Raw genomic sequence first — 22,583 nt, 5'->3', positions numbered from 1 at the left:
CATTTGGGAGGCTTCTTTTTCAATTTAATGCACGCCTTTCATCGCTTTCTTAATCACCGGTGTAAGCAGAAGCATAACGCCACATAAAACGATAGCGAGCATGCCGATGATCCCGAAATAGACGGTTTCTGGCACTTTATCAAACAGCTTGACCACTTGCGCATTAATCGCCTGTGCCATTGCATTGGAAAGGAACCAAAGGCTCATCGTTTGCGCTGAGAAGGCAGCAGGTGCCAGTTTTGTTGTCGCTGACAGCCCAACTGGTGATAAGCAAAGCTCTCCGATGACGACAAGGAAGAAGCTTAGAACGAGCCATAGTGGGCTTACAAGTGTATGTGGTCCAGACATGTAGGCAGGAATGATCATGATGATAAAGGATAATCCTGCGAACAGAAGGCCAAGTGAGAATTTAATCGGGGTAGACGGCTGTTTCTTACCGAGTCTGACCCATAACCAAGCAAATACTGGTGACAGGAGCACAATAAAGATTGGGTTCAATGATTGGAACCAAGAAGAGGCTAATGTCATGCCAAGGAAATTCAAGTTTGTTCGCTGATCTGCATATGTGGCTAAAATATTTGAGCCTTGTTCTTGAATGGCCCAGAACATCACCGCAGCTAGGAACAATGGAATATAAGCGAGTACCCTCGATTGCTCAACTGCACTCGTTTTTTTACTAAAATACATCACAATAAAATAAACAATTGGAATCAGCACACCAAGGACACTGACAAACCAAGTGAATAGATTAATCGTGAGCGCTCCTGTTTGAATACCGATGACAGCAAAAACAGCAAGTACAATCACGATCAATGTACCGAAAATTTTGAAGTTCTTGCGTTCAGTAGCTGATAGTGGATTTGTGACATAAGTGCCGGCAAGTCCAAGATTCGGCTTTTTCGTGATGACAAACGTAATCAGTCCAACAAGCATACCAACGGCAGCGAGTGAGAAACCAAGGTGGAAATTCACTTTTTGACCGAGTGTTCCGACAATTAATGGGGCGATAAAACCACCCATGTTGATCCCCATATAGAAAATACTGAATCCAGAATCCCTGCGAGGGTCTGTTTTTGTATATAGGTCACCGACTATGTTTGACACGTTCGGCTTTAGGAGGCCTGTCCCAATAATAATCAGCCCCATACTAATAAAGAGCGCTGTTGCACCGCTAGGTAGTGCCAAAATGACATGACCAAGCATAATGAATACCCCGCCATAAAAGACCGTACTGGACGAACCAAATACCCGGTCGGCAAGCCATCCGCCAATAATGCCTGACATATAGACAAGCGCACCATAGACAGACATGATCGAATTAGCGGTTGTCTGGTCGAAGCCAAGACCGCCTTTTGTCACCTCTGTGTACATATAATAAATAAGCAGTGCACGCATGCCATAATAAGAAAAACGCTCCCAAAATTCAGTGAAAAACAGTGTGTAAAGTCCTTTAGGATGTCCAAAAAACCCTTTTTGAGGAACACTTTTAACAATTTTATCGTGGTCAATTGTAGACATGGCATAGATCCTTTCTTAAAAAAAGAGATATGAGAAAAATGATATTCTTGTATAGTTCTTGTGTCAATATAAAACTATTCTAAAACAGGAAAATGTTAGTTCAATAGGCGTAAAGACTCAAAAAGATGAAAAATTCGCTCAAGTGAAAATCATCAGAAAGTTATTCCAGAAGAATTTATATAAAATTTGAAATATCGTACAAGCAAACCTTTCCCACATGCATAGGATGACAAGAGGACATGTGTAAAAAGGAGGGGTTTTCATTGGGGGATGTAAATGAATCTGATCTGAAGAAACCCATTGTCAATGTATTAGACTTTGGCGTGATTGCTGACGGGAAAACAGATTGTACAGCGAAACTGAACGAATGCCTGGAATGGACAAAAGCACAGGGTTACTCCCACGTCTGGCTGCCGAGTGGAACGTATCTAATAGATGCGGTGTACAGGGGGGATCAATTTTTTCCTTTTCGTCATGCCGGCATACGAGTGCCAAGTCATATTTGTATTGAGATGGCATCAGATGCCGTTATCAAAGTGAAACCAAATGATTCGTGGGGATATGCAGCCTTTTATATAGGAGAGGTAGAGCATGTGACCATTCGGGGCGGGCGGATCGAAGGCGACCGTGATGAGCATGTGTACAAGGCACTCCCGCCAGAAAGAAAAACACATGAATGGGGCTTCGGGGTGTGTATTGAAGGTGCTTCCCATGTGAATATCGATCGTGTTCAAATCAACAATTGTACGGGAGACGGCATCATTGTCAGTCCGCACGGTTTATTGACCCATATCGAATCGTACTCGCCTGCTTCGTCAATTCATATTTCTGGCTGCACCATCACTGACTCAAGGCGAAACAATATTTCTATTACAGGCTGTGATGGTGTCATTGTGGAAGACTGTTTGCTTGAAAGGGCAGGGGTAAACGGGGTCGAGCCAAAAATGGGCATTGATATTGAAGGATACGGAGAAAATGCGACCAACTTGGAGGAACCGCTGAATATTCAAATTCGAAACAACATAGTCAGAGGCGGCGCAGCCAGCTCTATCTATAATTTCAACGGCTATGGTGTGATCATTGAAGGCAATCAAACGGACAGCAGTATCTCCTATGGCTTCGCCACTGAAATGATCATTGCGAATAATTTGATTCGTGCAGTGAGAGGGGGCGTGACAAAAGCAGGGATTACGAGCTTAGGTGTGCCGCTTGATCAATCGGAAAACAATGTGATCATTATTGGCAATATGATTGAAGGGTTTGAAAAGGGTATTGATGTGAGGGGAGACAGCGTGCACATCACAGGTAATAAAATCAGTCTTTTTGAAGATGCGGCTGTGTCTGTCTATATGGCCAATCGCATTTTAATAGAAGGAAATCATATTGAGTCAGGGACAAACACACGGCTTAGAAGTACATCGCTGCGTATTTATCAATCAGACAGCATTGTTTTTTCAAACAATACCGTCTACTCTGTCATCGATGCGGCGATGGTCAGAGGAACGAATATCTTAATTCAGCATAATCAATTCAAGGAATTCAGCCGAGGGATATGGGTGCAGGAGGGAGAAGCGGGGATCAACGGCAATCACTTTATTCAAGAAGGACATTCACAGCTCGCATCTTCGTATACAATCAGCGTGACAGGAAATGCAAAGGCTTTCATATGGCAGAATCGTTTTAAGCACTATCAAAACTATGCCGTCTACAGCAATACGACCGCTCCTTTAGAGATTAAAGACAATTCCTTTGAAGAAACATCCTTATATGTGGTGATGTATATTAAAAATGGCTCACCCCAAATTGGTGATAACCGCTTTTATTTAAATCGTTCAATCGGACAGCCGACAGCCGTTTTTCTTGATGAGGTTGTCTCAGCACGTGTGCTGCGGAATAACATCATTAATCTCTCTCCTCAAAAAGCGATTGCCGTCCGCACCACATCTTCCACTCATTCGGTGATTGCCCATAACGTACTAGAGCGCAGTCAATTGATGACGCACTCCACGGACCGGCTCATCGGAAATATTGAAATTGATCCACCGTAACCGCCTGTAAATCCCTTTTTTTGGAGGTTTAGAAGGCGGTTGACAATCATGTAAAAAGGGCATATAGTAATAATTATTTTTCATTTTTCGCAACATTTGCCCTTTTTTTATGGATAAAACCGATTAATTCAATCAGAAAAATGTATCTTGTAAAATAATCACTTGATACAAGGAAGATATAGAAAGGATGAAGAACAAGTGTCACAGCCGAAACGGAAGCTCAAGCTAGGCGTATTCATCGCGGGAACTGGACATCATGTCGCCTCTTGGAGACATCCGAAAGCAGTACCAGACGCAGCCATGAATCTTGATTACTTTAAACAATTAGCGAAAAAGGCCGAGGAAGGGAAGCTGGATTTGCTCTTTTTAGCCGACAGCTTATCAATTAATCATACATCTCATCCAAATGTATTAACAAGATTTGAACCGCTCACCCTGCTTTCTTCGATTGCAGAGTCTACCTCAACAATTGGTTTAGCAGCAACAGCATCAACTACATATAGTGAGCCATTCCATATTGCGAGACAGTTTGCCTCACTCGATCATTTATCAGGCGGACGAGCAGCATGGAATGTGGTCACATCTTCTATTGAAGAAACAGCGAAAAATTTTAGCGGAGAAGAGCATTTAGCACACCACAAACGATACGAACGAGCTGAAGAATTCGTCGATGTCGTCAAAGGTCTGTGGGATTCTTGGGAAGAGGACGCACTTATCAGAAACCAAGAAACAGGAGAATTCTTTGAGCCTAGTAAGCTTCATGAGCTGCAGCACAAAGGTGAATTCTTCTCCGTACGGGGTCCGCTTAATGTATCACGCACCCCTCAAGGACAGCCAGTGATCATTCAAGCAGGGTCTTCTGAAGATGGTCAAAAGCTTGCGGCTAAAACGGCTGAGCTTATTTTCACGGCACAAAACGATCTCGACAAAGCGAAGGAATTTTACCAAAGTTTGAAGGGAAAAGTAGAGGCTGCTGGACGAGCTAGAGAGGATGTCAGCATCATGCCGGGCATCTTCCCAATCATTGCCGATACTGTCGAAGAAGCAAAAGCGAAGTATGAAGAATTACAAGAGCTGATTGTTCCAGAGATCGGCCTTAGCATTTTACAAAACTACTTAGGGGGTATTGATCTTTCGCAGTATCCACTAGACGGACCGCTTCCAGAGATTGATCCAAGCGCGTCAAATGCCGTGAAAAGCCGCTTTGACCTTGTGATGAATATGGCGAGAAAGGACAACCTGACCATTCGCCAGCTCTACCAATCTGTTGCAGGGTCCCGTGGGCACCATATCTTCATTGGAACACCAGAGCAGCTAGCAGATGTGATGGAGACATGGCTCGTTGAGGAAGCAGCCGACGGTTTTAACGTGATGCCGCCATTATTGCCAGAAGGACTTGATGCCTTCGTAGATCGCGTCGTTCCGATCCTTCAGGAAAGAGGCCTGTTCAAAACAGAATACACAGGAAAAACTTTACGAGAAAATCTCGGATTAAAACAGCCAAAAAATCGCTACACGACATAAAGGTGAGGTGACTAACGTTGGGATATACGTTTCGTCTGGCAACTGAGGATGATATAGAAGCGCTACTTGAACTGACAACAAGAGCCTATGAGCCGATTCGTGAGCTCGGCATCCAGTTCCAAGCAGCACATGCAGATATCGCCCTCGTTCAGAAAAATGTACAAAAGAACCTTTGCTATGTAATGGAAGAAAACGGAGAGCTTCTCTCCACCTTATCACTCCGTATGCCGTGGGGAGAACAGCCAGGACCATTCGGCGTTCCGCATATTTGGTGGTTTGCTTCAGAACCAGCGGCAAAAAAAGGCACAGGCTCAGCCTTGCTTGAGTGGGTTGAAACGGAAGTGCTAAGGGACACACTAAAGGTACCGTTTGTCTCTCTTGGGACAGCTGATAAGCATCCGTGGCTCATGGACATGTATGAGCGTAAAGGCTATGTCAGAGCAGGTGAAAAGGATCTAGGCAAAGGCCATATCACCATTTATTTTAAAAAACAATTAAGATCAGATATTACACAACCATAAGAGGAAAGAAGGGTGTACGAACATGAAAAACAAAAAGTGGCTAGTTGTTTTATTTGCGGCAATGCTTGCGGTGTTAGCAGCATGCGGCGGGGGTAATCAGAGTGAAGGCAAAGACGAGAAAGTGCTTAAAGTGGGCGCTACAGGCCAAAGCTATCCATTTGCTTATAAAGAAAACGGCAAACTAGTAGGATTTGATGTCGAGGTCACAGAAGCCATTGCGAAAAAGCTAGGCTACAAACTAGACTGGCAGCTGAGTGAATTCAGCGGACTGATGGGCCAGCTGACATCTGGTAAGCTGGATACTGTATCAAACCAAGTTGCGATTACAGATGAGCGTAAACAAACGTTCAACTTTACAGATACGTATGCATACGCAGGAACACAAATCATTGTCAAGAAGGACAACAAGGACATTAAAGGACTTGATGACTTAAAAGGAAAAACGGTGGCGGCTGTTCTTGGCTCAAACCATGCCAAAAACCTAGAGAGCAAAGACCCAGACAAGAAAATCAACATCAAAACATATGAAACACAAGACGGTGTCTTAAATGAAGTCGCAAATGGCCGTGTAGATGCTTACGTCAACGGACGCAGTGTCTTGTTAGCTCAAATTGAAAAAACAGGACTTCCACTCAAAATCGTCGGCAACCCAATCGTATATGAAGAAGTCGGCTACCCATTTGCCAAAGATGAAAAGCACGACAAGCTAAGAGAAGAATTCAATCAAGCGATCAAAGAATTAAGAGAAGACGGAACACTGAAGAAATTGTCTGAGAAATATTTCAAAGATGATGTCACAGTTCCAATTAAAAAATAACAACAGCGGCGGTGAAAAGCAGACATGAATCACATTGATTGGCAGTATATGGTGACGGTTTTTCCAACCTTGATTCAATACTTGCCGATAACGATCTTCATGGCGATTGTCTCCATGGTATTTGCCATTATCATTGGTGTGGTATTCGCGCTTATAACGAAAAACCGGATACCTGTCTTATACCAATTTGCCAAGCTGTATATTTCTTTTTTCAGAGCGGTTCCAACTTTGGTTCAGCTCTTTCTCATTTATTTTGGTCTTCCGCAGCTATTCCCTGCGATGACCTCAATGGATGCCTTAACAGCGGTCATTATCGGTTTAAGTATTAAAAACTCAGCGTACTTAGCAGAAATTTTTAGAGCGGCTCTTAATTCAGTGGATGAAGGGCAGCTTGAGGCCTGCTTATCTGTCGGCATGACAAGATGGCAGTCTTACGTCAGAATTATTTTCCCGCAGGCCGTCAGAAATGCCATTCCAGCGACGGGGAATACCTTTATTGGACTTTTAAAAGAAACATCGCTTGCCTTTACCATTGGGGTGGCAGAAATGTTTGCACAAGGGAAAATGATTGCATCGGCCAATTATAAGTACTTTGAAACGTATTTAGCGGTTGGCATTGTGTATTGGGTGCTCACCATCATTTATAGTTTCCTACAAGACCTATTTGAACGAAAACTCAGCAAACCTTACCGGAATTAAGGAGGTGTGGACATGATCAAGCTCACCAATTTGAAAAAATCATTCGGCGACCTTGTCGTCTTAGACGGAATTAATCTTGACGTGCAAAAAGGGCAGGTTGTGGCCATTATCGGACCTTCTGGCTCCGGTAAATCAACATTGCTACGCTGTCTAAATCTATTAGAAACGCCAGACGAAGGTACGATTGAAATTGGCGATGCGAAGCTGAATGCGTCTAAATATACACGTAAAGAAGCCCATCACCTGCGTCAGCAAACGGCCATGGTGTTTCAAAACTATAATTTATTCAAAAACAAAACAGCCTTGCAAAACATTACAGAGTCACTGCTTGTGACGAAAAAAATGACAAAACAGCAGGCAAATGAGATCGGTATGAAGCTATTGAAACAAGTAGGGCTAGAACAAAAAGCTGACAGCTACCCGGTCACACTATCCGGCGGCCAGCAGCAGCGAATCGGGATTGCCCGAGCCTTAGCGGTTGATCCACATGCGATTCTGCTAGATGAACCAACATCAGCACTTGACCCAGAACTTGTTTCAGGTGTGCTTCAAGTCATTAAATCCATTGCCATTCAAGAAACAACGATGATCATCGTGACACATGAAATGGCGTTTGCAAGAGAAGTAGCAGATCATGTGATTTTTATGGCAGATGGTCATATCATTGAGCAGGGAACGCCAACCGAACTATTTGACGAAACGAAGAATGAACGAACAAAACGATTTATCCAAAAAGAAGCAGCGGCTGAAGAAGCATAAGCTGCTTTTTACTCTTTAGAGGGGTGAGTATCAGTGAAATCATTAGGAAATGAAGCTTTAAACAAACGTTTAATTAACATGCGCCGAGCGCTTCATGAGCATCCAGAGCTAGCATTTGAAGAGTATGAAACGACAAAAAAACTACGAGGCTGGTTAGAAGAGGAAGGGATCACAGTGCTCGATTTCCCAGATCTTCAAACAGGAGTCGTTTGTGAAATCAAAGGAGAACAAGAGGGACCAACGATTGCTCTGAGAGCCGATATTGACGCACTTCCAATTGAAGAAGCATCTGGCGAACCATTTTCTTCAAAGATACAGGGGAAAATGCATGCATGCGGTCATGATTTCCATACCGCTTCGATTTTTGGTGCGGCCGTCCTATTAAACGAACGGAAACATGAGCTCAAGGGAACAGTCCGCATTTTGTTCCAGCCGGCTGAGGAAGTGGCGCAAGGAGCGAAACACGTCATAGAGGCAGGCGTCTTAAATGGAGTCGATGCGATATTTGGTATGCACAATAAACCTAACCTGCCAGTTGGCACCATCGGGATAAGAGAAAAAGCATTAATGGCGAGTGTCGATCGCTTTGAAATTGACATTCAAGGAACGGGTGGTCATGCTGGAATTCCAAATCACACAATTGATCCGATTGCCATCAGCGGTCAGATCACAAGCGCCCTACAGCAAATTGTCAGCCGCCGCATTAGTTCTTTGCATCATGCGGTTGTCAGCATCACACGTATTCAAGGCGGCACATCATGGAATGTGATACCTGATCGCGTCGAGATGGAAGGGACCGTTCGGACGTTTGAACCTGAAGTGAGAGCGATGATTCCAGAACTCATGAAACAGATCGTGAGCGGTATCGCAGAAGGATTTGGCGCAAAGGCAGAAGTGAAATGGCATCCGTATTTGCCTTCTGTGATGAATGACGAGCGTTTGACAAAGGTTGTGGAAGAAACGGCAGGAGCGCTTGATCTCGCAGTAGTGGAGGCAGAACAGTCACCAGGCGGAGAAGACTTTGCCCTTTACCAAGAGCACATTCCAGGCTTTTTCGTCTGGATGGGGACGAGCGGTACAAAGGAGTGGCATCACCCTGCCTTTACGTTAAATGAAGACGCACTCCCTGTTGCCGCTGCTTTCTTCTCCGAGCTTGCGGTTCGGGCGTTGGAGTCAAGATCATGGAACTAACGAAACAGCTCGCAGAGGCAGTGCTCTCTGCTGATCCGCTGCAAGATCAACAGGCCGTTCAAATGGCTCGAAACGGTCTGTTAGACGCTGCGGCAGCAGCACTTGCTGCAAAAGAGGATGAAGGGATTCAGAAGCTCATGGCGCTGGTGGAACAAGAAGGCGGCGCGGCTCAAATTCCCGTCATTGGACAAGGGAAGAAGGTCAGCCGTCAATCCGCAGCCATGCTAAATGGCTACCTGATTCACGCCCTTGATTATGATGATGTGCATTCTGATGTGAGAGGACACCCAAGTGCGGTCATCATCCCGGCCTTGCTTTCCCAGCTGACCAACGGGGAGGCGTACAGTGATCGATTTCTAGCAGCCTACATTACTGGCGTCGAAGTAATGGCAAGGCTAGGTGAATTCATCGGCAAGTCGCACTATGAGCGGGGCTGGCATAATACCGGAACTCTCGGAGCCATTGCAGCAGTCTGTGCGATTGGTTATTTGAAACAAGTTTCACAGAAAGAGCTGGCGAAAGCGATCGGCTTTGCTGGTGCGCAATCAGCTGGAATGCGAAAGCAGTTTGGGACTGATATGAAACCATTACAAGCTGGCCTCGCCGCTAAAACAGCCGTATGGTCCATAGATTTAGCTTGCTCAGGTTTTGGCGGGAGTGAATCGCTTCTGGATGGAGAGCTGGGCTTCTTTTCTCTCTATGGGGATCAGAAACTAGCGGAAAGATGTTTGCTAGAAGACTATGGCACTGCGTGGCGTATCGTGTCGCCAGGTCTATGGTTTAAAGTGTATCCGTTCTGTTCAGCGGCGCATCATGCAGCTGATGCGATCGAGTCATTAGTACAAGAACACTCTTTCTTACAGGGGAAGATCGAACAGGTCGACGTCATGTTTCCGCCTGGCGGAGATGCCGCACTCACGGAGCGGACACCTTTGACGGGAGAAGAGGGACGATTTAGTGTCGAGTATGTCATCGCACTAGCGGTGTTTGGACAACCTTTATCACTGGATGCTTTTACGAAAAAAGCCATTTCACCAGAGCTGCGGACATGGATGAAGCGGGTAAATAGAGTATATGATCAAACGATAGAACCCCATCCAGACGCAGTGCCAAAAGGACGATTTACGATTGTAAAGCTCACCTTATCTGACGGAACCACCATCAGCAAACGAGTCGATATCCCTCGGGGAGCACCAGGCTGTGCGTTATCGACAGAAGATATCATACAAAAGTTAAGCAGCGTCACCAGCACATCACAGGCAAAGCAGCTTTTACAGGCGGTTGAAGAGGGGAATGACGCTGCCTATCTGAAGTTGCTCGTGTGATATGAAAAAAGCTCATCTTTGGAGATGAGCTTTTTAAATGTCCTTATTCTTATAAGAGTGAATACACTCTATAACGTCAAAGAAGATATTCTCTTCGTCAGGTGAACAATTGATCTTGATCTACAACAATCACATTTAAAAACGACCCTATTCTATGACAGAGGCAAAACGAGTTTTATCTTTTAGGTGTATTTTTAAAGGTATCAAATCGCAAATCGACGAATTTAGTAGTACGATTAAAGATTTAAATCATTGAAATGAAGGGAGTATGAAATGTTAACGATTCGTCGTATCTATCAAAAAAATTATCCTAAAGGAAAACAAGTATATTATCAATATACTTCTGAAAAATACTATGAAATTCATATGGAAACCAGTCACAATGGTTGGAACATCTCCCTTACAGAAGAAGAATTTGAAGCGCCAGTTAAAAAAAATCTAAAAGAGGAGATTTTCGATCCATATAAAGAGGGTTCAGAGGTTTACGTGTCAGAGATGAATGGTGAAGAAACTGGAATTATAGTCATTCAACACATGAAATGGAATAATACATTACTCATTCATGATTTATATGTGGATAAACAATTTAAAAGAAAAGGTATTGGCAGCACTTTCATTAAAATGGCACAAAAACGCGCTCGTGAATTGGGAGTTAGAATGATTGTATTAGAAACCCAATCATCCAATTTTCCAGCTATCCAGTTTTATTTGAAAAATGGCTTTCAACTGATTGGATTAAATGTCAATTCTTATTCAAATGAAGATATAAAGAAAAAGGAAATTCGCATCGAAATGGGGTGCCTTATAGAAAATCACAATTAGCTTCGTTAGGGCACACCCGCCCTCGATATGCATGTCCAGTTCCAAACTGTTTTATATAGACCATTTATAACGATCAGGAAGCGTGTCATTTCATTCTTTTACTTCATGGGAGACTTCTTCTTCTCAAAGAACGTAAATGACACTGTCCTCATCTTAGACTATCCTCTGCAATTCCTTCATTTTGCCATTCTACTATATTAAAAAAGAACAATGTGATTCCCCAAAATGTCAACTCCATCAAAAAGTATGAATAAAAGATGACCAAAGCATGATAAGTTCATGAAATCGTATCAATCCAATTGAGATTTGAGAAGGAACATGTAAAATAAAGCTACATAAAGAAAAACAAAGGCAACAGCGGAGGCTGATGATGAAAATATTAATGATTGAAGATAACCAGAGTGTTTGTACAATGACGGATATGTTTTTTCAACGAGAAGGATTTCAAGCGGAATTCGTCCATGATGGATTAGAAGGATTGAATCGATTTAAGCAAGAGGAGGATTGGGATCTGCTCATCTTAGATGTCATGCTTCCTTCAATGGATGGTCTGACCATTTGTCAAAAAGTACGCCAGATCAGTGATGTTCCGATTATTATGCTGACAGCAAAGGAAACGGAATCTGATCAGGTGCTGGGCTTCGATCTTGGGGCAGATGATTATGTGACAAAACCCTTTAGTCCGCTCACCTTAATGGCAAGAATCAAAGCAGTGAAACGACGTTTTGCTCAAACAACATCTACTCAAGAAGGAGCGAAAGAGGATGAACGGCTAGAGACCGAACATTTTCAGTTAGATAAAAAAACGAGAGAAGTGTTTCTAGAGGGGAAACGGATCGAAAATTTAACGCCAAAGGAATACGATCTGCTGTGCTTTTTTATAGAGCATCCTCGGCAAGTATTTTCACGAGAACAATTGCTTGAGCAAATTTGGGGATACCAATTTTATGGTGATGAACGAACAGTTGATGTTCATATTAAACGATTGCGCCAAAAAATCGGAGACGGACCTAAGCCCTTTCTGTATACGGTATGGGGCGTAGGGTATAAGTTCGATGAAGATTAAATATTTTTACCAGTTGCTGATTAGTCACCTTGGGTTATTGCTCATTGCCATCATTATTATCAGCACCCTCATGTCTCATTTTGTAAAAGATATTGCCTATCAAAATAGGGTAGACGAAATGAGTTCGTATGGGAATGAAATTTTGGAGAATTTTAAACAACTGTCGAAAGCCGAGATGAACTTCCGTTTGCGTCCATTTGAAGACATTCTTTCGACAAGACAAATCCGTTTTTTCGTCTTTGATGAAAAAGGGACTGTGCTGTCTCAGCAGCAAGAGATGCCACCGCATGAAGCGTTACTCACAAAAGATTTGTGGGCCAAGCTTGCAAAAGGTGAAGAAATCATTGTCAAGCGAAGTGATTCGCGCCGGCTTGATCAAGAAGCATCACTTGTGGCAATTCCTGTCATGGAAGACGGAAAGTTGAAGGGCGGGGTGGTGCTCATAGCTCCTATTCAAGGAGCAGAAGAGCTGATTGCTCAAATGAACCGGTATTTATATATCATCGTGTTTGTGGCATTGACGATTACCTTTATTCTCAGTCTGTTTCTGTCGAAGTTCCATGTGAATCGTATCAAAAAATTGAGAGAGGCAACTGAGAAAATTGCGCATGGTGACTACAACATTCATCTTGAAAACAAACACCTTGATGAAATTGGCACACTAGGTGAGGATTTTAATATGATGGCCAATCGTCTTCAACGGTCAAGAGAGGAAATTGACCGGCTCGAAAAACGAAGACGCCAATTCATTGCGGATGTGTCTCACGAATTGAAAACACCGCTGACGACCATTCGAGGATTGGTCGAATGGCTGAATACTGCGGATGTGCCGGCAGAAGAGAAAGAGAAATGCTATGCGCTGATCACTGATGAGACAAAACGAATGCTGCGTCTCGTCAATGAAAATATGGATTATGAGAAAATCAGGTCGAATCAAATCACCCTTCAAAAATTTCACTATCCACTCATTGATACGTTTGAAGTGATTAAGGAGCAGCTGAGCCGAATGGCTGAAGAGAAAAACAATCAGCTCATGGTAGAGGTTCACCCTGAACAAAAGGTATACGCAGATTATGACCGGCTCATTCAAATCCTCGTCAACATCACAAAGAACGCCATCCAATTTACAGAAGGCGGCCGTATTTCTTTGAGAGGGAAAGAAGAGAACGGGGAAACGATCATTGAAGTAGAAGACACGGGAATCGGCATTGCACCTGAAGAAGTCAAACACATTTGGGAACGTTTTTATAAAGCGGATATTTCGAGAACGAATACACCATATGGAGAATACGGACTTGGCCTGTCGATTGTCAAGCAGCTTGTAGACTTGCATGACGGACAGATTGATTTAAAAAGTGAAAAACATAAGGGAACAACATTTATCATTCGATTGCCGCTCCCACAGGAAAAGGGCTAAACTCTGTTTAGCCCTTTTTGGTGTATCATCACTTATTCTGTTTTGGAGAACGTTAGGCCGATATGAGCAAGTGCCTGCGGTAAATCCTTACGAATGGTGATGTCTTTAAATGAAATATTCGATTGAATCGCACTCAGCGCAAGGTCTTGCTTAATTCCTGTTAAAACAGCTGAGATGCCTAACAGTCTTAACGTTTGTGCATAGCTGACCAAGTATTGAATGCTTTGTTCATTGAGTCGTTTTGTCCCTGAAACATCAATGACCAAATGAGAGAGCGACAGCCTGTAGCTTTCCTGTAAAATGGTTTCTAAAATATGCTGCGCACGTGTCTCTTCGATATCACCAAGAAGAGGGAGCACGGCGACACCGTCAACAACAGGTACGATCGGTACAGATAATTGCTGAATCTGCCGATTGGCCTGGTCGAGTTCTAAGACGTAACTCAACAAAGATGCCATCGTTTCAAACATATGAACATGCTCTTCTGTAAATTGCTGCGGCCTTAGATCAAGTCCACAAATTGTTCCATAGTTCGTACCATCAGTAAAATCGATGGGAACCCCAATAAATGAGCCGCCTTGCAGCTGTTTCGTGACGTCTAAGTTTTTTGAACGCTCGTCCAAGCGGATATCAGGGATCAACAGCGTATCGCGATGATCGACCGCCAGCTTGCAAAATGTCTTCTCGTAAGGATTTTCTTCCCCTTCTTCAAGAAGCTGCTCGTCATGATTTAGCACCTTCACAATCTGATTGGTGTTTTGATCATTTTTAGCAATAAACAGTGTATTCATATGAATGAATTGACTCATCATGTTTAAAATACTTGTAGAAGCATCATGAAAATTGCGAAACTGTTTTAATAGTTGTTGACGAGGCATGGATTAGGACTCCTTGTAGCTCCGATCAATGGCCGGAACAATAGTTGATTTGTCTCTATCATACAAAATCAAACGAGAAATAGATATACTTTAATGCGCAAATCGTGCGAGATCAAAAAGACTGCCGATCCGGAGATCTGACAGTCTGCTGATTAAATGGTGACAGGCACCGTGGACATAGAGAAAAATTCCTCATATAAGGCTTGAACGGCTTCTTTTTCTTGAGCTGCTTTGACGCCAAACATCATGCTCACCTCTGAAGAGCCTTGGTTGATCATTTCAATATTCACTTTGGCTTTTGACAGCGCTTTTGCCGCTCTTGCTGTTGTACCAACATTATGACGCATCGCTTCTCCTACGACCATAATAAGCGAGAGGTTCCGCTCTAGAACCACTTCATCTGCATCAAGCACAAGCTTTAATCGGTCTAAAAGCTCTTGTTCAATCTGCTGCTCCTCCAGCTGATCCTGCCTTAAAATAATGGTCATATCATCAATGCCAGAAGGCACGTGTTCATACGTAAGTCCATATTCCTCTAACGTTTGCAACACCTTACGTCCAAAGCCCACTTCTCGGTTCATCAAATACTTAGAGATATAAATACTGCAAAATCCATTGTCTGACGCGATTCCCACAACAGGGCCATTCGTATGATCCCGTTGATTTACAATTTTTGTGCCTTTAGCCGCTGGATTATTGGTGTTCTTAATCTGAACAGGAATGCCTGCCCGAAAGGCTGGAATAAGTGCCTCATCATGAAATACAGAAAAACCCGCATAGGACAATTCACGCATTTCACGATACGTCAGCTCTGTGATTTCCTTTGGTTCATGAACGATCGTTGGATTGACGGCGTAGACTGCATCCACATCCGTAAAGTTTTCATACACATCTGCCTTCAGTCCATTTGCCAAAATGGAACCGGTAATGTCTGATCCACTACGGGAAAAAGTGACGATATCACCCGCTAGACTAAAACCGAAAAAGCCAGGGAACACAATAATGCCAGAGCGTTCTCTTAATTTGTACAAATGATCATACGATTCTGGAAGGACTTGCGCTTGACCAGGCTCGTCGCTGACAAATAGACCGGCTTCTTTTGGATTCACATAGTGCGCTTCGACGCCTTGATGCTGAAAGTAGGCTGCAATCAGCTTTGCGTTATTATCTTCACCGCTTGCTTTAATCGCATCAAGATAACGCTCAGGATGAGAAGAATCAGCCTGTAATAACGTGTTTACATCTTGCCGGATGGTGTCAATAATGTCTTGACCTAACCCCAGCTCATCCGCAATCGAGGCATATCGCTCGATGACAGCTTCTTGTAAATCGTGTGCTTCACCTAAACGTAAATATTGTTCACCGCAACTAATTAATAGATCGGTGACCTTCGTATCCGTTGAATGCCGTTTTCCTGGTGCGGAAACAACGACTGCTTTTCGAGCTGGATCTGCTGTGACAATGTCAAATACCTTTTGCAGCTGCTTGCCAGAAGCAAGAGAACTGCCACCAAATTTAACGACCTTCAATGCATACATCTCCTATAGTAAAAATTTTCTCACAAATTGAATAGTTTCTATTATCAACTCTTTTCTTCAAATTATCAAGGTTTTTCTTCTCTGAATGAACAAATGTATTTTTGGGGAGGACGTTATGTGTGAATAGATGAAAAAAGAGCCGGCGATATGCCGAGCTCTTTGTCTTTATGAAGAAGAGGACGAAGAAGATAGCTCCTGCTTCATCACTTTGTTTTTACGTTTTTCTTTTAAGAAGAACGAGAGAACGAGTCCAATGACCGCAATAGCACCAGACACGATAAATGACGTATTCATACCATGAACGGCTGACTTCATTGGATCGGATAATGCTGCATTGGCAGCAGAGCTGCTCATAATGGAGACAAGCACAGCCGTCCCGATAGAGCCGCCCATTTGTCTCATCGTATTATTCATTGCTGTCCCGTGCGGAATCAAATGCGGTGGTAACGAGTTAATACCGGCTGTTGTCAGCGGCATCATGATCATCCCAACCCCGATTAAGCGAAGTGTGTAGGCCATTGTAATGAGGGCAATCGATGAATCAAGGTTCAGCATCATAAATGGCAGGGAAGTGACAGCTAATATCGTAAACCCGCCTAGAGCCAGCCCTTTACCGCCTACTTTGTCAAAAATTCGTCCGATAATCGGTGATAGGAATCCCATAAAGAGAGCCCCTGGCAATAAGATCAGCCCTGTATCAAGGGCAGATAACCCTCTGACATTCTGCGTATAGAGCGGCAGAATCGTCTCTGTTCCAATCAGTAAAGCAAAGACGAGCATACCGAGGAAGGTCGTTAAGCTAAAGATCGCAAACTTAAAGACGCCAAACTCAAGCATCGGTCTTTTCAAATTCGACTGACGCAGGATAAAGAAGAACAAGCTTACAGCGCCGACAATGAGTGAAATCAGAACGGTCGCACTCGTCCAACCATACGTTCCGACACTTGAAAATCCGTACAGCAGTCCGCCAAATCCGAAGGAAGACAGGATCACCGATAAGACATCGATACGAGTGTCTCTTTGCTGTGTGACATTTTTCATTAAGAAGAAAGCAAGAATGAGATCAATAATACCGATTGGAAGAACAATATAGAATAAGAACTTCCAGCTAAAGGAATCGACAATCCAGCCGCCAAGTGTTGGTCCAAGCGCCGGTGCGAATGAAATCACTAGTCCGACCATACCCATGGCTTGCCCGCGTTTTTCTTTTGGGAAAATGGTTAAAAAGATCGTTTGCATGAGCGGCATCAAAATTCCTGCGCCGGCTGCCTGCACGATACGTGCTGCAAGTAGCACCGGGAAATTCGTGGCGAACGAAGCAAGAATGGTACCTGCTGTAAAAATGCTAAGAGCCGTTAAGACTAAGGAACGGCTTGAAAATTTCTCAATTAAAAAGGCCGTAATTGGGATGAGAATCCCGTTTGTCAGCATAAAGGCTGTGGTCAGCCATTGGCCTTTACTGACATCGATATTGAATTCCTCCATGATATGCGGGATCGCTGGAATGAGAAGCGTTTGGTTTAAGATCGCAACGAACGCCCCAACGAGGAAAATCCCAACAATCACAGACCGGTTATACGATGTTGTTGATTGGTTCATATTATCCCTTCTTTATCTATAAAATAATGCTTTTCAGCTGTGACACGTTTTGAGATAAAACGCTGTGTTTGCCTAAATAATCAAGCAATGAGCTGATTAAAAAGGTTCTCGGTTGGTCCTTTGACAGTTCTTGACTCAGCAGTTCAAACGCAGAGAGGAGGTCGTCCTTTTCTTCTCCGTTTGATAGTGTGTGAAGCTCTTGTTTCATCTTTGTTAAGTACGAGATGACAAGCTTTTCTTCATCATATTCTTCCTGTGTGGAAAGCAAATAAGAGTCCATCAGCTGATCTGTTAACACAGGCTCAATGGAGCAAGGCTTTTTTGATACACGGTCCATCACACCGATGATCATTTCGGCGGCATTTTCTAATTGGATGTTCTTGTGCTCAATCGCCAACATCAAGATGAATTCTCTCATTAATCCGTTGAGGACAATCACAAGATCCCACACATAAGGCGCAACAGATTCACCATATGTGCTTAAAATGATGTCTCTGTGTCGCTGCATGATAATGGAGCGTGTCTCACGTAAATGCTTAATGACGATGGGCGAATGCTGTGAAAAAGCTTCAAAGGACAGCATATTCAAAAATTTATGATTCTCTTTAAACTCTTCAAGCTCAAGCTTAATCTTTTTTGTGAATTTTTCCTTTTTGGACAGCGTCGTTTCGGAATGAATGATCTGAGAAATCTCTCTCATTTTGCGCTGATTGTATTTAATCAGTTCCAATAGAAGAGCTTCCTTTGAATCAAACAGTTTATAAATAGACGCTTTTGATATTTTACAGGCATCAGCAATTGACTGCATGGAGACACTCATATAGCCTTTTTGAGAAAATAATTTCTTCGATACCCGCAAAATCTCTTCTTGCTTTTCGTTCATCTTCATAAGTCCTTTCCGAATCGGCAAAACCATATGGTCACAATGGAAACCGAGTGGTCACTTTTGCTATGATAACAAAACCAATGGCACATGACAAGAAAATGAACTTAAAAAAATACCTGCCCCAATGACAGGTATTTATCCTTCCGCATGTGCGGCATATATGTGGATCTGTCCGTTACGTTCGGCGATTAAAAGGTCTTCTCGCTCCTTGACAGAGTAAATAGGTGTTCCTTTTTTCAACCGAGAAGCTGTTCCATGTTCAAAATGTGTGGTAGCTGTTTTCTGAATGACACCTACTTGCTGATGTTTTGTTACATTTAATGATTTTGTCCAATCTATGTTTGTTTCATAGATCGTTTCTTCCCATTGAAATAAATCTGCCTGTGGATCGAGAGCTAATAACTCTTCTGCACTAGGTGGTTTTGACTCAAATTGCTGAACAGATTGGCAGGCGCATAAGCTCGTTGCCAATAAGAGCATGAATAAGCAAGTCCATATTGTACGTGTCAAATAAGGTTCTTCCCTTCAAAATAGTGTCTATGAGTCATAGTCGTTTCCAAAGGTTGTCACGTTACAATGTCATAGGCGAGTAACGAGATTGTATGTTAGAACAAAATACGATACATTTATCGTATGAATAATCCAAATCATCCAACCCAAGAAAACATGAGACTCATTTCTGTGCTGCAAGCATTGGCTGACCCTGTTCGGCTGGAGATTGTCCGCTGCTTAGCAGAAGCGGGTGAGAGAACATGCGGTACGTATCATATGAACATTGCCAAGTCCACACTGTCGCATCACTTTAAAGTACTAAGAGAAGCAGGCATCGTGAAAGTGAGAATTGACGGGAAGCACCGTTACTACTCTCTCAGAAAGGACGACATTGATACCGCTTTTCCAGGCCTCTTGTCATCCGTATTAGCTGTAGACAAGGAGCGGTGGTAAGAGAATTTTGCATCAATAAATGACAAATCCCCAAGGCATTGTAACCTTGGGGATTTGTGATGCGTCTCGTGTAAAACGGAATTAGGCCATTGAATGATCCATAGACAGATGGATAATCTCATAAGTGTGAATTTGCTTCTCTATATTCACTGGCAATGAGTCTAGAAAAGAATATTTGACGCATTTCCATTTATCGGGGTTATATACGATGACTTCCCCCTTATTGTCGTTAAAATGGGAAAAGAGATGAGCGATATCTAGGTTTTCCAGGCAATCAGTAGGATGAATCGTCACATACTCTTCAAGAACGAATGTGCTACGATGAAAATCATCTGTTAAATGAACGGAATACGTGATGCCAATATTGATTTGTTTCCAGCCAAAAGAACGTAAAATATGATCAAATGACCCCTTAAACACAAAATCCGTCATGCCCTCAGATTGTTTCCAAATATACAATGGGCAATAGCCATTGTGTAAACTCCTATGTTTGTCTTTTTCAGTGATCAAATAAGCTTTAAATAATAAATCCTGATATCCATCTGTTTTCCATCCATTGTTTCGTACTCTTTTTCTAATGATATTCATATCATAATCCGCAGGCAGATCCACATGATATTGCATGGCATGCATAGAAACACTCCCTTTCAATAGCCATCATAATCGACTTCAAACCAGTTGAATAATACATATTTGTGTTATTGTTATCACAAAAAGTGATAGGTGATCATGATGAATATAAATGATTTGATTATTTTTATAGAGGTGTATCAAAAAGAATCGATTAATCAGGCGGCTAAAGCTTTAGGGTATGCGCAATCCAATATTTCACAAAGAATCAAAGCGCTTGAAACTTTATATGATGCAACATTTTTTATCCGGCATCATCATGGAATCAGTTCAACAGGACAGGGGGATTTATTTTATCAATACGCTCAAAAAATCGTAAAAGAAACGAAGGCCATTCAACAAAAATTGACTTCAAAGAAAAAGACCGTTTTATGCTCTGAGCTTCTATTTACCGTTTTATACGAGCAGCATGTTTTAGAGGATATTCAAGCCACTGATTTTATCATTGCTTCATCAAGTACGATCAACAAAAAATTAACAGAGGATGTGTATGATCAAATTATTTCTTTTAATCAAATGGAAAAAGCGGAATATCAATTAAAAGAGGTAAAGAGCTTGGCATTGAACGTATATGGAAAATCTAAAGAGATATACGATGATGATATTTCATTGGTCGTGAATCGTGATCAGCTTTGCCCATTAAGACATGAGGCCAGACGTATGCTGGGTGATCGAACCCTATTTGAGTTAGATTCGTTTGAAGGAATGATCAAAATCGTTGAACAGGGAGATGGTATTGCGTTACTGCCAACCAACTTAAAAAGCCTTCAAACACTCGTGAAATTGCTAGAAAAAAATATTCACATCAACTATTTCGTTTATGAAAGAATGTGATCGTAACACTCCTCTATGGGGATAGTCCCGTCAAAGGAGTGCCACGATTCATCTACATGAGCTGTTTCATTTCCCATAAATCGAGTCATACAGGCGTTTCACCGCTGGCTTAATATCCTCTGGCCGCATATGCGAGAAACCGAGGACGAGCGGGACAAAGCCTTCTTTGTGACCGGGTACATGCTCATCAAGGGTGAAACGGTCCATTCCGTACATTTTTAGCTTTCGCTCTTTGGCACGTTGTAAAATCTCATGCTGCGTGCGGTTTGAACGGAACTCTGCGATAAAATGCAGCCCTGCATTTTCCCCGATAATCCTTACGTTGTCACGAAAGACAGTGTCGAGCTCTCCAATGAGCTGTTTTCGTTTTTCCTCATATAGCCCATTCATTCTTTTAATATGCCGCTGATAGGCGCCATCTTTTATAAAATAAAGAAGGGTGTATTGTGTAAAAAGGTTAGCCGTTTGAATAAAAAAGTGCTGTTCTTCTTTATAGCGTCTTAATAAATGCTGCGGTAGCACCATGTAGCTGATCCTCAAGCCGGGCAGCAATGATTTCGAAAAGGTCCCCATATAAATGACTTTGTCATAGCGGTCAAGGCTCTGCAGCGCCGGTATGCTGTCTGTGCCATACTTAAATTCACTGTCATAATCGTCCTCAATGATATAGCGGTCTGGCTGATCAGCCGCCCAGTTTAACAGCTGTATCCGCCGGGAAATCGGCATGATCACCCCTGTTGGGAACTGATGAGAAGGCGTAATGATCAAGACATTTGGCTCTTTCTTCTGAATATCGCTCATCCGCACCCCTTTTCGATCAATGCCAATCGTTTCAATCCGGTGATGATTGTTTTTCAGCATTTGATACAGTCTGCGATAGCCGGGGTTTTCTAATCCATATATTTGATCAGCTGGAAGGATGCTAGATAATGAATGAATGAGTGACTGTGTACCTGCACTTAAAATGAGCTGTTCAGGGTAGCATTTGACCCCCCGTGCAAGTCCAATCAGCCGGGCGATCGTTTCCCGTAGCTCATAGACGCCTTGTGGGTGCGGCAGCTCACCAAAGGCTTCTTGGTGGAGATGAATCGCTTTTTGCTCACTTTTCAGCCAGCTTTTAAAAGGAAAATTGGCTGTATCAACAGAAATATGTGAAAAGGAATACCAGTCATCTCGCTCAATCGGATTCTCTTTTAAATCCGCTGGAAGGGAAGAGGGTTTCAGTTGACCTGATTCATGAAATGTTTCCAGTGATTCCACGAAAAAGCCTTTCCGTTCAACTGAATATAAATATCCCTCTGCAAGCAGCTGCTGATAGGCGCCATTCACTGAGTTGACGCTGACGTTTAAAGTATCTGCTAACTCTCGTTTAGACGGTAATTGATCGTGTGGTTGCAGGTTGCGGTTTAAAATTTCCTCTTTAATTTTCGTGTAAATTTGATGATAAATAAAGCCGTTTTCCCCTGTTTGATCTAGTTGAATTGTCAGCATCTCGTCATTCCATCCTCTCTGGTACCATGAAAAAAATGATATTGGTACTTTCTATCATACCAAAAAATATTCAGA

Annotated in this window: 21 protein-coding genes; 13 read left to right on the top strand and 8 right to left on the bottom strand. The window is 42.7% G+C overall.

All coding sequences use genetic code 11. The features are described 5' to 3' along the window. Nucleotides 1-24: 24 nt before the first annotated feature. Nucleotides 25-1,518, bottom strand: coding sequence for a peptide MFS transporter (locus tag MHI20_RS18195; protein WP_046527503.1), 1,494 nt, complete (start codon nucleotides 1,516-1,518; stop codon nucleotides 25-27). A 263-nt stretch (nucleotides 1,519-1,781) separates the two neighbouring features. Between MHI20_RS18195 and MHI20_RS18190 the strand changes: the two genes are divergently transcribed. From MHI20_RS18190 to MHI20_RS18140, 11 genes are all read left to right on the top strand, one after another. Then, complete coding sequence (locus tag MHI20_RS18190) at nucleotides 1,782-3,566, top strand: right-handed parallel beta-helix repeat-containing protein (protein WP_039166244.1); 1,785 nt, start codon at nucleotides 1,782-1,784, stop codon at nucleotides 3,564-3,566. 198 nt (nucleotides 3,567-3,764) lie between these two features. Next, a complete protein-coding gene (locus tag MHI20_RS18185) occupies nucleotides 3,765-5,090 on the top strand; it encodes an LLM class flavin-dependent oxidoreductase (protein WP_160758159.1) in 1,326 nt (441 codons plus the stop codon). Between the two features lie 17 nt (nucleotides 5,091-5,107). Beyond that, nucleotides 5,108-5,611: a GNAT family N-acetyltransferase gene (locus MHI20_RS18180; RefSeq protein ID WP_025206740.1), complete on the top strand. Its 504-nt coding sequence runs from the start codon at nucleotides 5,108-5,110 to the stop codon at nucleotides 5,609-5,611. A 22-nt stretch (nucleotides 5,612-5,633) separates the two neighbouring features. Further along, nucleotides 5,634-6,428: an amino acid ABC transporter substrate-binding protein gene (locus MHI20_RS18175; protein ID WP_007498164.1), complete on the top strand. Its 795-nt coding sequence runs from the start codon at nucleotides 5,634-5,636 to the stop codon at nucleotides 6,426-6,428. Nucleotides 6,429-6,452: 24 nt separating this feature from the next. Then, nucleotides 6,453-7,127 (top strand): amino acid ABC transporter permease, encoded by a 675-nt coding sequence (locus MHI20_RS18170; RefSeq protein WP_249855982.1) that lies wholly within the window; start codon nucleotides 6,453-6,455, stop codon nucleotides 7,125-7,127. Nucleotides 7,128-7,139: 12 nt separating this feature from the next. Continuing rightward, nucleotides 7,140-7,886, top strand: coding sequence for an amino acid ABC transporter ATP-binding protein (locus MHI20_RS18165; RefSeq protein WP_007498162.1), 747 nt, complete (start codon nucleotides 7,140-7,142; stop codon nucleotides 7,884-7,886). Between the two features lie 33 nt (nucleotides 7,887-7,919). After that, complete coding sequence (locus MHI20_RS18160) at nucleotides 7,920-9,077, top strand: amidohydrolase (protein ID WP_319078394.1); 1,158 nt, start codon at nucleotides 7,920-7,922, stop codon at nucleotides 9,075-9,077. Next, nucleotides 9,068-10,402: an MmgE/PrpD family protein gene (locus tag MHI20_RS18155; RefSeq protein WP_268383632.1), complete on the top strand. Its 1,335-nt coding sequence runs from the start codon at nucleotides 9,068-9,070 to the stop codon at nucleotides 10,400-10,402. Before MHI20_RS18160 ends, MHI20_RS18155 begins: the two co-directional genes overlap by 10 nt. Nucleotides 10,403-10,675: 273 nt before the next feature. Then, nucleotides 10,676-11,224: a GNAT family N-acetyltransferase gene (locus MHI20_RS18150; RefSeq protein ID WP_268383630.1), complete on the top strand. Its 549-nt coding sequence runs from the start codon at nucleotides 10,676-10,678 to the stop codon at nucleotides 11,222-11,224. 370 nt (nucleotides 11,225-11,594) lie between these two features. After that, entirely contained in the window at nucleotides 11,595-12,290 is a 696-nt protein-coding gene (locus tag MHI20_RS18145) for a response regulator transcription factor (RefSeq protein WP_268383628.1), read from the top strand. Next, a complete protein-coding gene (locus MHI20_RS18140) occupies nucleotides 12,280-13,707 on the top strand; it encodes a sensor histidine kinase (protein WP_217967548.1) in 1,428 nt (475 codons plus the stop codon). Before MHI20_RS18145 ends, MHI20_RS18140 begins: the two co-directional genes overlap by 11 nt. A 32-nt stretch (nucleotides 13,708-13,739) precedes the next feature. Here the strand turns inward: MHI20_RS18140 and MHI20_RS18135 are convergent, their stop codons facing one another. From MHI20_RS18135 to MHI20_RS18115, 5 genes are all read right to left on the bottom strand, one after another. Continuing rightward, nucleotides 13,740-14,585: a GAF domain-containing protein gene (locus MHI20_RS18135; RefSeq protein ID WP_024720194.1), complete on the bottom strand. Its 846-nt coding sequence runs from the start codon at nucleotides 14,583-14,585 to the stop codon at nucleotides 13,740-13,742. Between the two features lie 152 nt (nucleotides 14,586-14,737). After that, complete coding sequence (locus tag MHI20_RS18130) at nucleotides 14,738-16,114, bottom strand: aspartate kinase (protein ID WP_160758162.1); 1,377 nt, start codon at nucleotides 16,112-16,114, stop codon at nucleotides 14,738-14,740. A gap of 174 nt (nucleotides 16,115-16,288) precedes the next feature. Beyond that, the gene (locus tag MHI20_RS18125; protein ID WP_268383625.1) at nucleotides 16,289-17,722 is read right to left on the bottom strand and encodes an MDR family MFS transporter; all 1,434 of its coding nucleotides are present in this window, start codon (nucleotides 17,720-17,722) and stop codon (nucleotides 16,289-16,291) included. 16 nt (nucleotides 17,723-17,738) lie between these two features. After that, nucleotides 17,739-18,605, bottom strand: a complete 867-nt coding sequence (locus MHI20_RS18120) for a TetR/AcrR family transcriptional regulator (RefSeq protein WP_237562571.1) — start codon at nucleotides 18,603-18,605, stop codon at nucleotides 17,739-17,741. Nucleotides 18,606-18,743: 138 nt separating this feature from the next. Next, nucleotides 18,744-19,118: a hypothetical protein gene (locus tag MHI20_RS18115; protein ID WP_039166230.1), complete on the bottom strand. Its 375-nt coding sequence runs from the start codon at nucleotides 19,116-19,118 to the stop codon at nucleotides 18,744-18,746. Nucleotides 19,119-19,241: 123 nt separating this feature from the next. Here MHI20_RS18115 and MHI20_RS18110 point away from each other — a divergent pair, with 123 nt between their 5' ends. Further along, on the top strand, nucleotides 19,242-19,553 hold the full coding sequence (locus MHI20_RS18110) for an ArsR/SmtB family transcription factor (RefSeq protein ID WP_007498144.1): 312 nt from the start codon (nucleotides 19,242-19,244) through the stop codon (nucleotides 19,551-19,553). Nucleotides 19,554-19,634: 81 nt separating this feature from the next. Here MHI20_RS18110 and MHI20_RS18105 read toward each other — a convergent pair whose 3' ends face one another. Further along, nucleotides 19,635-20,186, bottom strand: a complete 552-nt coding sequence (locus tag MHI20_RS18105) for a DUF4865 family protein (protein ID WP_024720198.1) — start codon at nucleotides 20,184-20,186, stop codon at nucleotides 19,635-19,637. A gap of 99 nt (nucleotides 20,187-20,285) precedes the next feature. On the opposite strand from MHI20_RS18105, the gene MHI20_RS18100 reads away from it, so the two are divergent. After that, complete coding sequence (locus MHI20_RS18100; protein WP_340940331.1) at nucleotides 20,286-21,017, top strand: LysR family transcriptional regulator; 732 nt, start codon at nucleotides 20,286-20,288, stop codon at nucleotides 21,015-21,017. A gap of 66 nt (nucleotides 21,018-21,083) precedes the next feature. Here the strand turns inward: MHI20_RS18100 and gabR are convergent, their stop codons facing one another. Then, the gene (gene gabR / locus MHI20_RS18095; RefSeq protein WP_340940328.1) at nucleotides 21,084-22,508 is read right to left on the bottom strand and encodes a MocR-like transcriptional regulator GabR; all 1,425 of its coding nucleotides are present in this window, start codon (nucleotides 22,506-22,508) and stop codon (nucleotides 21,084-21,086) included. Nucleotides 22,509-22,583 lie beyond the last annotated feature (75 nt).

This window comes from Bacillus sp. FSL K6-1106, from assembly GCF_038005245.1.
In the GTDB taxonomy this organism is placed as follows: Bacteria; Bacillota; Bacilli; order Bacillales; family Bacillaceae; genus Bacillus; species Bacillus altitudinis.
Note: the sequence above shows the minus strand (reverse complement) of the source record. Positions and strands in the feature narration are given on the sequence as shown.